Origin of the sequence: Bacillus sp. JJ1773, assembly GCF_036962035.1 — a bacterium.
In the GTDB taxonomy this organism is placed as follows: domain Bacteria; phylum Bacillota; class Bacilli; order Bacillales; family Cytobacillaceae; genus Cytobacillus.
Genome location: NZ_JBALNX010000006.1, coordinates 1 through 13,552, shown reverse-complemented (window position 1 = coordinate 13,552; position 13,552 = coordinate 1). Strand labels below are relative to the sequence as shown.

Annotated in this window: 13 protein-coding genes and 1 pseudogene; 9 read left to right on the top strand and 5 right to left on the bottom strand. The window is 39.5% G+C overall.

Annotated elements, in window-relative coordinates:
* Positions 1–84: 84 nt before the first annotated feature.
* Positions 85–1,209, bottom strand: coding sequence for a radical SAM/CxCxxxxC motif protein YfkAB (gene yfkAB, locus V7127_RS01580; RefSeq protein ID WP_335483043.1), 1,125 nt, complete (start codon positions 1,207–1,209; stop codon positions 85–87).
* Positions 1,210–1,463: 254 nt separating this feature from the next.
* Between yfkAB and nhaC the strand changes: the two genes are divergently transcribed.
* Positions 1,464–2,873: a Na+/H+ antiporter NhaC gene (gene nhaC, locus V7127_RS01575; RefSeq protein ID WP_438823956.1), complete on the top strand. Its 1,410-nt coding sequence runs from the start codon at positions 1,464–1,466 to the stop codon at positions 2,871–2,873.
* Between the two features lie 42 nt (positions 2,874–2,915).
* Here nhaC and V7127_RS01570 read toward each other — a convergent pair whose 3' ends face one another.
* A complete protein-coding gene (locus tag V7127_RS01570; protein ID WP_335354844.1) occupies positions 2,916–4,175 on the bottom strand; it encodes an HTH domain-containing protein in 1,260 nt (419 codons plus the stop codon).
* A 105-nt stretch (positions 4,176–4,280) separates the two neighbouring features.
* On the opposite strand from V7127_RS01570, the gene V7127_RS01565 reads away from it, so the two are divergent.
* The 7 genes from V7127_RS01565 to rlmD all read left to right on the top strand — a co-directional run bounded on the left by V7127_RS01565 (position 4,281) and on the right by rlmD (position 11,888).
* The gene (locus V7127_RS01565) at positions 4,281–5,390 is read left to right on the top strand and encodes a mandelate racemase/muconate lactonizing enzyme family protein (RefSeq protein ID WP_335483041.1); all 1,110 of its coding nucleotides are present in this window, start codon (positions 4,281–4,283) and stop codon (positions 5,388–5,390) included.
* A gap of 13 nt (positions 5,391–5,403) precedes the next feature.
* A complete protein-coding gene (locus V7127_RS01560; RefSeq protein ID WP_335483039.1) occupies positions 5,404–6,111 on the top strand; it encodes a GNAT family N-acetyltransferase in 708 nt (235 codons plus the stop codon).
* A gap of 467 nt (positions 6,112–6,578) precedes the next feature.
* Positions 6,579–6,761: an SE1561 family protein gene (locus tag V7127_RS01555; protein ID WP_335347086.1), complete on the top strand. Its 183-nt coding sequence runs from the start codon at positions 6,579–6,581 to the stop codon at positions 6,759–6,761.
* Positions 6,762–6,934: 173 nt separating this feature from the next.
* Positions 6,935–8,482 (top strand): fumarate hydratase, encoded by a 1,548-nt coding sequence (locus V7127_RS01550; RefSeq protein WP_335347085.1) that lies wholly within the window; start codon positions 6,935–6,937, stop codon positions 8,480–8,482.
* Between the two features lie 125 nt (positions 8,483–8,607).
* On the top strand, positions 8,608–9,405 hold the full coding sequence (gene pdaA / locus V7127_RS01545) for a delta-lactam-biosynthetic de-N-acetylase (RefSeq protein ID WP_335483038.1): 798 nt from the start codon (positions 8,608–8,610) through the stop codon (positions 9,403–9,405).
* A 184-nt stretch (positions 9,406–9,589) separates the two neighbouring features.
* Positions 9,590–10,483, top strand: a complete 894-nt coding sequence (locus tag V7127_RS01540; protein ID WP_335483036.1) for a DNA-3-methyladenine glycosylase family protein — start codon at positions 9,590–9,592, stop codon at positions 10,481–10,483.
* Between the two features lie 19 nt (positions 10,484–10,502).
* The gene (gene rlmD, locus V7127_RS01535) at positions 10,503–11,888 is read left to right on the top strand and encodes a 23S rRNA (uracil(1939)-C(5))-methyltransferase RlmD (RefSeq protein WP_335483034.1); all 1,386 of its coding nucleotides are present in this window, start codon (positions 10,503–10,505) and stop codon (positions 11,886–11,888) included.
* Positions 11,889–12,196: 308 nt separating this feature from the next.
* Here the strand turns inward: rlmD and V7127_RS01530 are convergent.
* From V7127_RS01530 to V7127_RS01520, 3 genes and pseudogenes are all read right to left on the bottom strand, one after another.
* Positions 12,197–12,352, bottom strand: a pseudogene (locus V7127_RS01530) (zinc-binding dehydrogenase); the annotation flags it as partial.
* Positions 12,353–12,357: 5 nt separating this feature from the next.
* Positions 12,358–12,672 carry a DMT family transporter gene (locus V7127_RS01525; protein WP_335345958.1) on the bottom strand — a complete coding sequence of 105 codons (315 nt, stop codon included), beginning with the start codon at positions 12,670–12,672 and terminating at the stop codon, positions 12,358–12,360.
* On the bottom strand, positions 12,669–13,004 hold the full coding sequence (locus V7127_RS01520) for a DMT family transporter (protein WP_335354848.1): 336 nt from the start codon (positions 13,002–13,004) through the stop codon (positions 12,669–12,671). The genes V7127_RS01525 and V7127_RS01520 overlap by 4 nt, the downstream gene beginning before the upstream one ends.
* Positions 13,005–13,104: 100 nt before the next feature.
* Here V7127_RS01520 and V7127_RS01515 point away from each other — a divergent pair.
* Positions 13,105–13,552, top strand: a 448-nt coding sequence (locus V7127_RS01515; RefSeq protein ID WP_335483032.1) for a TetR/AcrR family transcriptional regulator, incomplete at its 3' end; no start/stop codon positions are given.

Here is a 13,552-nt window from a genome sequence, read left to right as displayed (position 1 = left end):
GTCCATAACGCCCTTCGATTTGGAAACCCATAGTCGAATGGCGATATGAGCCCTTCAAGCCCCACATTGCCGACCTGATCCCTACTAAAGCCGAGACAACTTACTAGTCAAATTCATAAAATTAATACCCTTGTAGTAACTATTTTTCACCAGTACATTAGGTCCTAGGCAGCGTACTTCAGGACAGTGGCAATTTAATGATCGGGCTAAATCGGTATCAAGCCATTTGTCGAAAATGTCCGTGAGCTGATCAGATTGGACATTCCCCAGCGCCGGAGTATCACCAAAATCCGTCACAATGACATCTCCCGTAAAAATATTAATGTTCAAACGGGAACGGCCATCTGGATCATTTCGAACTGTAACATTTTTCGCAGCATATAAGCGTGTCAACAACTCCAAATCCTTTTCATTGCCACTGCAAGCGTAAAAAGGCAAGGTGCCAAACAACATCCAAGTATTTTCATCTCGAATATCCAATAAATGATGAATTGCGGAACGAATCTCATCTAATGACAGCGTTTCTAAATTGGATGCAAAATCAGATGGATACATTGGATGAATTTCATGGCGCTGGCATTTCATTTCCTCCACAATTTGCTTGTGGATTTTCTCGAGGTAAGGCAGGGTCCGCTTGTTTAACATCGTTTCGGCTGAAACCATAACACCAGCTTTAACTAATTCCTGACTATTTTCAATCATGCGTATAAAAAGCTTCTGTCTTTGCTCATACGTTGGCTTCCGTTCCATCATGGCAAAGCCGCCTTCAATAAATTCTTCCTCCGTACCCCAATTGTGAGAAATATGTAGTACATTTAAGTAAGGGATGATTTCCTCGTATCTAGCTAATTCCAGCGTTAAATTGGAGTTGATTTGCGTTTTGACCCCACGATTATGTGCGTATCGAAGTAAGGGGACTACATATTCCTCCACGGATTTCCTCGACAGCATAGGTTCTCCGCCTGTAATACTTAGTGCCCTCAAATGTGGCACCTCTTCAAGCCTCCTAAGTAATAAATCAACGGACAGTCCCTTAGGATCCTTTGGCTGTAGAGTATATCCAACTGCACAATGCTCACAGCGCATATTGCATAAAACTGTTGTTGTAATTTCAATATTGGAAAGAGTAAGCTCTCCAAACTCATCCATATCCTGATAGGCTTCCCATTGATCGTTTGCAGGTTTTACCTGCAGCATATTTTTAATCATTTTGCTCTCCTTTAAAATAAAATCCATTATCATTCTAAAATAAAATGCTCTTATGTCAAAGATAAGCTTACAACTTATAAGAAATGCCTAAAAGAGTAGATTCGTTTTTTTATAAAAATAAATTGACGGAATGCCTAGGACAGTTTATTATATACCATATTAACGACTATTTAACGACAATTAAAAATAGTCGAAAAATTGGTTTTGTTTGGAAAAACGATAAAAAAGGGGAAATGAACGTGCAAAAAAGGGAGATGACGTTTGGTCTTGCCATTATTCCGCTATTGGTAATGATTGTGGTCATGGCAATAGCGGTAGTTGTATTAGAACAAGGGCCGCATATTCCGCTTATTGTGGGAACCTCAACTGCTGCTATTGTAGCATGGCGTGTAGGATTCAAATGGGATGAAATTGAAGAGATGATGTATAAGGGGATACGTCTAGCTCTTCCTGCAGTCATTATTATTATGCTAGTAGGTTTAACGATTGGTGCTTGGATAGGCGGCGGAATCGTTGCGACTATGATTTATTATGGGTTAAAAATTATTACACCATCTCTATTTCTTGTAGCTATCTGTGTTATTTGCTGTATCGTTTCATTGGCAATTGGAAGCTCCTGGTCCACAATGGGTACGATTGGGGTTGCGGGAATGGGAATTGGCTTAAGTATGGGAATTCCTGCTCCAATGATTGCGGGTGCAATCATTTCTGGCGCTTATTTCGGAGATAAAATGTCACCGCTTTCAGACACGACTAACTTAGCGGCAGGTTTAACTGGCACGGATTTATTTGTTCACATAAAACATATGCTTTACACAACGATCCCAGGGATTACGATTGCTTTAATCGTTTATGCTATTATGGGAAGAAAATTTGCGGATGGAGCCATGGATGCACAAAGCATTGATCAAACGATTCAGGTTCTTCAGGACAGTTTTGTTATTTCTCCATTCCTATTAATAGTTCCTGTTCTCGTTATTGTTCTCGTTGCTAAAAAAGTTCCAGCCATACCGGCTCTTATTATTGGTATCTTGCTAGGTTTCCTAGCTCAGATTTTTGTACAAGGCGGAAATGTTGCCGATGCGGTCGCTGCTTTACAAAGCGGATTCCTCATTGACACTGGCAATGAAATGGTTGACAATCTCTTTAACCGAGGCGGTTTAGATGAAATGATGTATACTGTTTCAATGACAATTGTGGCGATGACATTTGGAGGAATTTTAGAAAATACAGGTATGCTTCAAGCGATTGTGAACCAATTATTAAAGCTTGCAAAATCTGCAAAGAGCTTAGTAGCTTCAACAGTTGTATCATGTTTTGCAACAAATGTTTCTTGTTCAGAGCAGTATATTTCAATCGTTATCCCATCTCGCATGTTTGCAAAAGCTTATCGTGATAAAGGCTTGCATTCTAAAAACTTATCCCGTGCACTGGAGGATGGGGGAACGCTAACCTCTGTGTTTGTTCCATGGAATACTTGCGGTGTATTCATCCTTGCAACACTTGGTGTTCATACATTTGAATATGCTCCATACGCAATCTTAAACTTTGTTGTTCCAATTCTCTCAATCATCTTTGCATATACTGGTTTCTCTATTGTAAAGCTAACTGATAAGGAAAAGCTTGAGCAGCAGAAAAAAGATGAACTAGTAATGAAGGCGTAACATAAAAAAGGAAGGTTCCTTAACAGAACTTTCCTTTTTTCCTTAAAAATAAATCGGGATATTCAGTTTATATAGAGCTCGCGGACGGCCCTGTTGATAGGTCATCTCCTCACCGACAATCTGAATGTACCCATGGTCAGTTAGCTTTTTTATCATTCTTTCAGCTGTACGCCTAGTGACTTGAAGAAAATCTGCCAGATCAGCTGAAGTAAACTGATGAATGTCCTTGGAAAACTTAATGATTTTTGAGAGGTTGGCAGGGCTTAATTTTGCTTTTTGTGCGATAAGGTATAAATCAGGGTGATCATTTACGAGTTTTTGCTGTTTATGCAATTGTGGGAAAGGGCCAAGAAGATCCTTTTTTTCTGTTAAAATAAAACAACAGTTGCTATTCTCATTTTTCTCGGCAAAACCTAAAGCAATTAGGGCATTTTTTTCAGCTTCCTTCATGGTCGCACCATAGCCAAAGCCAATGGCATTACCATCCGTTTTAGAAAATAATTGATTGAGGTCTTCATGTCTCATCGACTCTATGTCTCCTCTAGTGCTGTACAAGACAAACTGAGAATCATTTAATTGCTGAACAGTTGCATAAATCTCGTGTGCAAATGTATCAAGATTTTTCCGTTGTTGTTCATTTAGTGAATCAACGGATATATAGCCGACAGCCACTTGTGAAGCTTGGCTTTTCACATACTCAGCCTTTGCCTTCGCATCCTGTAGACCGCGAATCAAGGCAGTCTTTGGATCAGCCATCCGAATGGCAGGAACGCCTTGAAGGATTAATTGGTTATAAACAACATGTACACTTGTAATCGCTAAATCAATTTCCCCTTGCTTCCACAATAAGTGATGAAAGGAAACAAGCTGTTCAAAGTCATACGGTTCTTGCAGTAAAATATCCTCATAATCTCTAACATGCAAGGGGCTTGTCTTAATATCAACTGCATCCAGGACGTTGGAAACAATGGAAGCATCAAATAAATCAATTGAAATTCGATCCAATGAAATCTTCTTATGGTATAATGCAGCAAGCAGCGTTGAGGCGACCGTCATTTCATCCTGTGCTAAATAGAGGATAGGGATCGGCAATTGTTCATGATACTTTTGGGAAAATAAATAGGGCAATGTACCGGATAGGAAGACAACGTCACATGGCTTAATTTGTTTAATTAAGTACTCAGCTTCCTGTGGCTGTTTATAAATATACCCCTCTAATTCAATATTTGGGACTTGTTCCGAAACAGATTGAATCTGTTCGAAAAATTCAGCTGAACCTATGACAGCGATTTTTGTTTGCATGTTTCACCTCTTGAAGGGGGATTTTATTTTTTATAATTAACGACTGTTTAACGACAACTATAACAAATTATTTGAAAATTTTAAACAAAAAAGGAGAAAAATTTTATGAAAATAACCGCTATCCATCTTTATGCTATTCATTTACCGCTGCATGTACCCTTTGTTGTCAGCTATCACACTTACAATGATATGCCTTCTGTTATTGTTAAAATTGAAACAGACGAAGGAATTGTTGGATACGGGGAAGGTGTAGCAGATGAGCACGTGACTGGGGAATCGTTAGAGGGTGTTTACACCATTATTAAAAATACACTTGCACCTGTTCTTATTGGCCAAAACCCAATGGAAATCGAAAAAATTCACGACATAATGAATAAATCGATATACGGAGCTCCAACGGCTAAAGCAGCTATTGATATTGCTTGCTTTGATATTATGGGCAAAAAAATACAGCAGCCGGTTTATCAGCTGATTGGCGGACGTTATCATGATGAGTTCCCAATTACACATGTGTTAAGCATTGCCGAACCTGAACATATGGCAAGTGAAGCTGCTTCCATGCTTGAGCAAGGCTATCGTTCTTTTAAAATGAAGGTGGGCACAGATGTCAGGAAGGATGTTGAGCGTATTCAAGCTGTCCGTGAGAAGGTTGGGGATGATATCGCCATTCGAGTCGATGTGAACCAAGGCTGGAGAAATAGTGCCAACACTCTTGTCGCATTAAATCAATTGCGCGATTGCCATTTAGATTGGGTAGAACAGCCGGTTGTGGCTGATGATATAGATGGGATGGTTGAAATAAACGCGAAAACAACAGTTCCTCTCATGATTGATGAAGGCTTAAAGGGACAGCGAGAAATGCTCGAGATCATCCAAAAGCGTGCAGCCCACAAAGTCAATATTAAATTGATGAAGTGCGGCGGCATTTATCCCGCGGTCAAACTTGCACACCAGGCAGAGTTAGCTGGAATTGAGTGCCAGATTGGATCTATGGTCGAATCATCTGTCGGCTCTGCTGCAGGCTTCCATGTTGCTTTTTCTAAAAAAGTCATCACAAGTGTTGAGCTTACAGGGCCATTAAAATTTTCAAAGGATATCGGCAATCTTCATTACGATGTTCCATTTATCCGCTTAACTGAGAAACCGGGGTTAGGTGTAGATATAAATGAAGAAGTATTGAATGAATTAACCGTCTTACAGGATGTTGTTCGCTAGGAGTGGTGTTTAGGTGATGCATATATATGAAGGAACGTTAATTAAGGAAGGCCAAAAGATCCCCTTTGTTGTCCAGCCTTTAACGATGGCGGATGTAGCAAGGATTTTGAATGTACAGGATCAAGTCATTTCACATCTAAATGGGAAAAATACTCTTCAGCCACTGACGGAAGAAGAGTTTCGATATATTTTAGAGGGCAATGGAATGATGATTGGGGCATTTGTTGATGGAGAACTAATTGCTTTTCGAGCTTTATTAGTTCCTGTTATGGATGAAGAGCACTTAGGGATAGATATTGGCCTTAGTGAATCTGAGCTGCCAAAAGTTATTTATCAGGAAATCTCAAATGTCCTACCTGATTATCGCGGGAATCAGCTGCAAAAAACGTTGGCTGGGCTGATTATGAAGGAATTATCTAAGGATGATCATGGCTATCGATATGTTTGCTGTACCGTGGCTCCATTCAATATTCCAAGCTTAAAGGATAAATTCTCACAAGGCATGCGGATAGCTTCATTGAAGGAGAAATACGGCGGCAGCCTGCGTTATATTTTTGTGATGGATTTGGAGGAGAGCGCGGAGCCTGATTGGAGCGAGAGCTTGTTTATTCCAATGGGGGACACGGAAGCGCAACAAATAAAGCTTTCTGAAGGCTGGAGAGGAATTCGGATGGAAGTGAGGAATGGGGAGCTTTCGGTGGAGTATTATCGGGCTAAATGAGGTTGAGTGTGTTTTATACGCCCATCGTGAAGGAAAAACGGTGTAGAAGGTAGTTAAGAAGGGTTTATAACTCTCTTCGTAATGAAAAATGCGGTCGAATGTAGTTAAGAAGGGTTTATAACTACCTCCGTAAAGAAAAAATACAGTCGAATGTAGTTAAGAAGGCTTTATAACGCCCATCGTGAATGAAAAACGCAGTTGAAGGTAGTTAAGAAGGGTTTAAAACGCTCTTCATGAAGAAAAAATGCAGTCGAAGGTAGGTAAGAGGGCTTTATAACGCCCTTCGGGAAGAAAAAATGCAGTGGAAGGTAGTTAAGGATGTATATTACACCTTTCACGCATCCAAACGGGATACGATAGACAACATAATTTTATTTAACCAAACAATTGATCATAATATAAATATTCAATTTGCGAAAAGAGGAGTTTTTCGGTAGTATGTTATCGTTACGAAAGGAGAGAACATTTTGGGTAGTCCGATACAAGATAAAAACAACCAAGTGGTATTTTTAAAACAGCGGTTAAATATGTTTCTTGACGTTCTGGATGCTATTGAGCCAGAAGAAGCAGATATTGATGATATCGACCGTCTGATAGAAATCATTGACGACATTGAATCGAAATGCCGCGAATTCAATAATCGTGATTAAAAAAGAGCCTTAGTGGCTCTTTTTATTTTGGAATCCAGTTAGTATGGTCACCTTTTCCTCAATCAGAATGAGTGCTTTATCTTTAATTACCTCCATTTTAGGAGTATAATATAGACGGCAATTATAATTATTTGAAAAAATAGATATACTCGCAAAGGGGAAGGGGAACGAGGATGAATATCGAAAAGTTTCAAGAGAGTATGTATCAGCTAATTGTTGAAACATCAACAAGGCTTCCAAAAGACGTACGTCGTGCAATTCAGGCTGCGAAGGAAAATGAAAGTGCTGGAACTAGATCAGCTATGAGTTTAGCGACTATCACGAATAATATTAAAATGGCTGATGATAATGTTTCACCAATCTGTCAGGATACAGGTCTTCCAACCTTCAAAATTAAGACGCCTGTTGGTGCAAACCAGCTTGAAATGAAAGAAGCAATTAGAAATGCGATTGTACAAGCTACGAAGGATGGAAAGCTTCGTCCGAATTCAGTTGACTCGCTAACAGGGGATAATAGCGGGGACAATCTTGGATTAGGTGTTCCAGTTATTAAATTTGATCAATGGGAAAATGATTATATCGATGCCCGCCTTATTTTAAAAGGGGGCGGCTGTGAAAATAAAAATATTCAATACAGCTTGCCTTGTGAGCTTGAAGGACTTGGTCGTGCAGGCCGTGATCTCGATGGCATTCGTAAATGTATCATGCATTCGGTTTACCAAGCACAAGGACAAGGGTGTAGCGCTGGCTTTATCGGCGTTGGTATTGGCGGAGATCGTTCTTCAGGATATGATCTTGCTAAGGAACAGTTATTCCGTTCAAACGATGATGTAAATCCAAATGAAGATCTTCGCAAAGTTGAAGAATATGTCATGGAGAATGCCAACAAGCTTGGAATCGGTACAATGGGCTTTGGCGGAGAGACAACCCTATTAGGCTGTAAAATTGGTGTGATGAACCGTATTCCTGCCAGCTTCTTTGTTTCTGTAGCCTATAACTGCTGGGCATTCCGCCGTTTAGGTGTTGCTGTAAATGCTGAAACTGGTGAAATCAACGAATGGATGTATCAAGAAGGCGAAAACATCGATTTCGCTGCAACTGAGGCTGAAAAAGAAACAGCGGCAGCTGCCGAGACAAAAGCTGAAGTGATTACTTTACAAGCTCCTATTACAGAAGAACAAATTCGCAACTTAAAAGTTGGAGATGTCGTTCAAATTAACGGCAGAATGTACACTGGCCGTGACGCGATCCATCACCACTTAATGTCACATGACGCACCAGTTGATTTAAATGGCCAAGTTATTTACCACTGTGGTCCTGTTATGCTGAAAGATGCTGAAGGAAAGTGGCATGTGAAGGCAGCGGGTCCAACAACAAGTATTCGTGAGGAGCCATACCAAGGCGATATCATGAAGAAATTCGGCATCCGCGCGGTGATCGGAAAAGGCGGAATGGGTCCGAAAACTTTGGCAGCTCTTCAAGAACATGGCGGTGTGTACTTAAACGCAATCGGCGGTGCGGCTCAATATTATGCGGATTGTATTAAGGATGTTGAAGGCGTTGATTTGATGGAATTTGGTATTCCTGAAGCAATGTGGCATTTAAAAGTTGAAGGATTTACTGCTGTAGTCACAATGGATTCACACGGAAACAGTTTGCATGCGGATGTTGATAAATCATCTTTAGAGAAGTTGGCTCAATTTAAAGAGCGCGTATTTTAATATTGTTTGGCTCTAGTCATTGAAATGGCTAGGGCTTTTTTTTATGGAGTTTATTGGCATGGTTTGGCGCGAATGTTTTGCCTGACTGCACAAACAATAAGAAAAAATAAAAGAGGAGTGCAGAGATGAAATCACTTAGACATTTGCTCATTTTAACTGCCATTTTCTTGTTTTTTTCATCAACAGCCTATGCCAATTACGCCAACTCTCCTATTCATTGGGGATTTAAAAAGGGCTCAAATGAGCAGCCAGCCGATGCTGGTAAAGGATTAGATGACATGCTAGAACGGCTAGGTGCCTACTACAAGGGAGATACAACGAAAAAAGAAATTTATTTAACCTTTGATAATGGCTATGAAAATGGCTATACAGAAAAAGTTTTAAACGTATTGAAAAAGGAAAAGGTGCCAGCAGCATTTTTCATTACGGGGCATTATTTAAAAACTGCACCTGATCTTGTCAAACGAATGGCCAACGAAGGTCATATTATCGGCAACCATTCCTGGCATCATCCTGATATGACAACTATTAGTGACGAGAAAATTGCTAAGGAATTGGAAATGGTTCGGGAGGGGACGGAAAAGCTAACAGGAATAAAAACGATGGCGTATCTGCGTCCGCCAAGGGGCATTTTTAGCGAGCGAACAATCGAAGTAGCTAAGCAGCATGGCTACACTCACATATTCTGGTCCTTAGCTTTTAAAGATTGGGTGGTCGATCAGCAAAAAGGCTGGCAATATTCCTACGACAATATCATGAAACAAATTCATCCTGGAGCTATTTTGCTGCTTCACACCGTATCTAAAGACAATGCAGATGCACTGGAAAAAGCGATACAGGATTTGAAAAAGCGGGGCTACACGTTTAAAAGCCTTGATGATTTGATGATGAGTAAGGGGATGGAGGAGAGAATGCTTTATTGAAATGGGGGCTAGCGGATATATTAGGAAAAGTCGCGGATATATTGCCGAGAATGGCGGATATAATCAAAATCTGGCGGATATATCATCCAAAGTGGCGGATTTGTTAAAAATCAGACCCGATCATGGGTCTTTTTTGCGTTTTTACAGGTACAGCTTTAGTCAAAGCATAAGAAAAAATGCTATAATGACGGAAAAATGGTTAAAGGACGGATCATTCTTGGAAACAATACAAATAAAAGGCCCTTACAATTTTGATCTTGTACTGGACAGGCTTTCCATCGACCCGCTTAATCAAGTGGATATAGCCAATCGATCGGTAAAAGTGCCACTGCTGATTGAAGATGAACCGATTGTGGCAATAGTAAAAGCAAATGGAACAACTTTAGCCCCCGAATTCGTGATTGATGGGACAGAGGGCAAATATAAGGAAAAAGCCGATAAAAGATTAGCGGAAATTTTTCAATGGCTTACTCCACTTGAAATGATTGGCCAACATTTCAAGAATACGGACCTTAAAGAGATCTTTGAACAACACTATGGCACACCCATTGTTCTCGATTTTTCACCGTATAACTGTCTATTAAAATGCATTATCCACCAGCAGCTGAATATGTCCTTTGCCCATACTTTAACAGAGCGGTTTGTCAAAACTTTCGGATTTGAAAAAGAGGGTGTTTGGTTCTACCCCCTGCCGGAAAAAGTCGCCGAGCTTACCGTAGAAGACCTTCGTGAGCTCCAGTTCAGCGGACGCAAAGCGGAATATGTGATTGGCATTGCTAAAGAAGTAATAGAAGGTAACCTCAACTTTGATGAACTAAAAACACAATCAGATGAGGACATTTTTAAACAATTAATTAAATTGCGCGGAGTTGGACCATGGACGGTTCAAAATTTCCTCATGTTTGGTCTAGGCCGTCCGAATCTTTTTCCAACAGCAGACATCGGCATTCAAAATGCCTTGAAAAAATTATATCAATTAGAAGCGAAACCAGCTGTAGAGCAAATGGAGAATTATTCAAAAGGCTGGGAACCTTACTTAAGCTATGCTTCCCTGTATTTATGGAGAAGCATCGAATAATCTGGAGTGATCGAGCATCATGAAACAAGAACAAACAGCAAAACTCAAACTAAATCAAACTTTTCCACTGACAATTAAACGGCTCGGAATTAATGGTGAGGGCGTAGGCTATTTTAAAAAGCAGGTTGTCTTTGTGCCTGGAGCATTGCCTGGGGAAGAGGTTGTTGTTGAAGCAACGAAGGTAAACCCAAAATTCGCAGAGGCAAAAATAAAGAAAATCCGTAAAAAGTCAGAGCATCGTGTCCAGCCGCTATGCCCGATTTATGAACAGTGTGGGGGCTGCCAGCTTCAGCATTTGCAATATAGCCAGCAGCTGAAAGAAAAACGTGATATTGTCATTCAGGCACTGGAAAGACATACGAAGTTGAACCCAAACCAAATTGATATTAAAGAAACAATCGGTATGGACGACCCTTGGAATTACAGAAATAAGAGCCAATTTCAAGTCGGACTGAAAGACGGAAAAGTACTCGCAGGCCTATACGGAATGAACTCTCACCGTCTCATCAATATTGACCAATGTGCCGTTCAGCATCCGCAAACAAATAATGCAACTGTAACCGTAAAAAGGATACTGCAAGATCTGAAAATACCGATATATAATGAAAAAACAAGAAAAGGTCTAATTAGAACAATCGTTGCAAGAGTCGGCATTCAAACAGGCGAGCTGCAAATCGTCTTAATTACGGCAAAAAAAGAACTTCCGAAAAAAGATCTCATTATCCAAGAGATTAAAAAGCGACTGCCAGCAGTGAAGTCCATCATCCAAAACATTAACGGACAAAAAACATCCTTAATTTTTGGTGAAGAAACAGTCAATCTTGAAGGAAATGACTTTATCCAAGAAACGCTTGGCGATCTATCCTTCGAATTGTCAGCACGGACATTTTTCCAGCTTAACCCGGAACAAACGGTCAAGCTTTATAATGAAGTGAAAAATGCAGCAGGATTAACAGGGAAAGAAAAAGTAGTGGACGCCTATTGCGGAGTAGGTACAATCGGTTTATGGGTAGCGGAGCAAGCAGCTGAAATCCGCGGAATGGACATCATCCCAGAATCTATAGAAGATGCTAAGAAAAACGCTACTCGTCACGGGATTAAGCATGCTAAATATGTCACTGGAAAAGCTGAAGTCCTGCTGCCGAAATGGGTAAAAGAGGGATGGAAGCCAGATGTTATCATTGTGGATCCTCCACGGACAGGGCTTGATGAACAGCTTTTAAAAACGATTTTGAAAGTGAAGCCGAAGAAGGTTGTGTATGTATCATGTAACCCATCGACTTTGGCGAAGGATATTGATGTATTGAGTTCTAGTTACAAGGTTGATATGATTCAGCCGGTGGATATGTTTCCTCAAACGGCGCATGTGGAAAATGTGGCAGTGTTGGAGCTGAAAAATAAATAAGGTGACTAAAGAAGTCTAGAGATAGGCTTCTTTTTTTGGAGAAATAACAATAATGCTTGTTATAATTTGAGTGGTTCCTGAAGAGGAATGATAAAGAGTATTCGACAATTGGCAGGTACCAAATAGTATAACCACGAATCGTATTCCTCTTTAGCGGAATCAAAATTTCTAGTACTATTCCCTAATGGTTTTTATTTTTAAAAAAGCAGACGATAATTCGAGAATCTTATACAGATCCTATTGAACATCTGCTTTTAAATGAACTTAAAGTAAAGTTGATGATGCGTTTATTCAAAGATGCATTAATATTACCAACTATTTTTCAAAACAATTTTTCCTATCGTCTTACCTGACTCCATATACTCATGGGCTTTTGAGACCTCATCAAACGTAAAAATATTTGAATCCAAAAGCGGACGCAGCTTCCCTTCCTCAACCAAACTAGCAACCTTCTTCAAAATTTCTTTGATTAAGATACTAATCTTAGACCGATTACTGCCACTACTACCAATGCAATAAAGAAAATACGCAATTTATCTTTGGACTCACCATAGTACAACATTCCTATGATTGCACTACCTACAGTTCCAATTCCTGTCCAAACTGCATAAGCGACACCTAAAGGAACGGTCTTCATCGCAAGATTAAGAAAGGTAAAACTAAAAATAAAACCAATCAATATAATAAGGAATCCTTTTAGTTTCTGACCTTTCCCCATAATCTGCATACCAGTAACACCAACAATTTCAAGAATACCTGCGATAATTAAGAATAACCAACTCATCCTTCTTGACTCCTTTCTGCATCCTGCTTACCGGTGACAAGTTTTAACCCAAGCACTCCCACAAGTAGTAAGACAAGAAAGAAGAGCATACCCAAATTAAAAGGTGCATGAAAGATAATGATATCAACTAACACTGTTCCAACTGTACCCAATGCTACAAAAACGGCGTATACTGTACTTGTAGGTAAAGTTGTAGCAGCTCGGACAAGCAGTATAAAACTAACAACAACTCCTATAATAGTAAAAGTCCATTCTAAAGGCGAGTTGGCATGTTTTAATCCTGTGGCCCAACCAACTTCAAAGATGCCTGCAATGATGACTAAAATCCACATATTTGTTCAAACACCTTCTTTGTTTTATTATTAACTAACGGTAGTTAGTATAACGTTGATTTTGTGTATTTTCAACTGTTTTTTTGAAAGGATGAAGGAATTGAATACGAAAGACCAAATTATTGAAGCAGCTAAGCGTTTGTTTGCTCAGCACGGCTATGAAGGCACAACGTTATCGCAAATCGCAAATGAAGTAGGGATTCAAAAACCCTCGATATACAATCACTTTAAAAGTAAAAATGATTTGTACTTATACGTAGCAGACATGGTTATGGACGCTTTACTTATGAGAATGCAGGATACATATGAGATTCATAGAAATGAGGATTTAGAAACAAGGCTTTATTTATTATTTAAAAATAGCTGTAATTTTATTCTAAATAAACAAGAAGGTATGATGTATGTACGCTTTTTACTATTTCCACCTGTAGAATTAAAAGAAGAAGTTAAAGCAATTGTAGAAAAAGGAGATAATGAAATAGACGAGATTGTAAACAAATTCTATACTCAAGGAATAGAAGAAGGACAATTAAGAGATATACGAACAA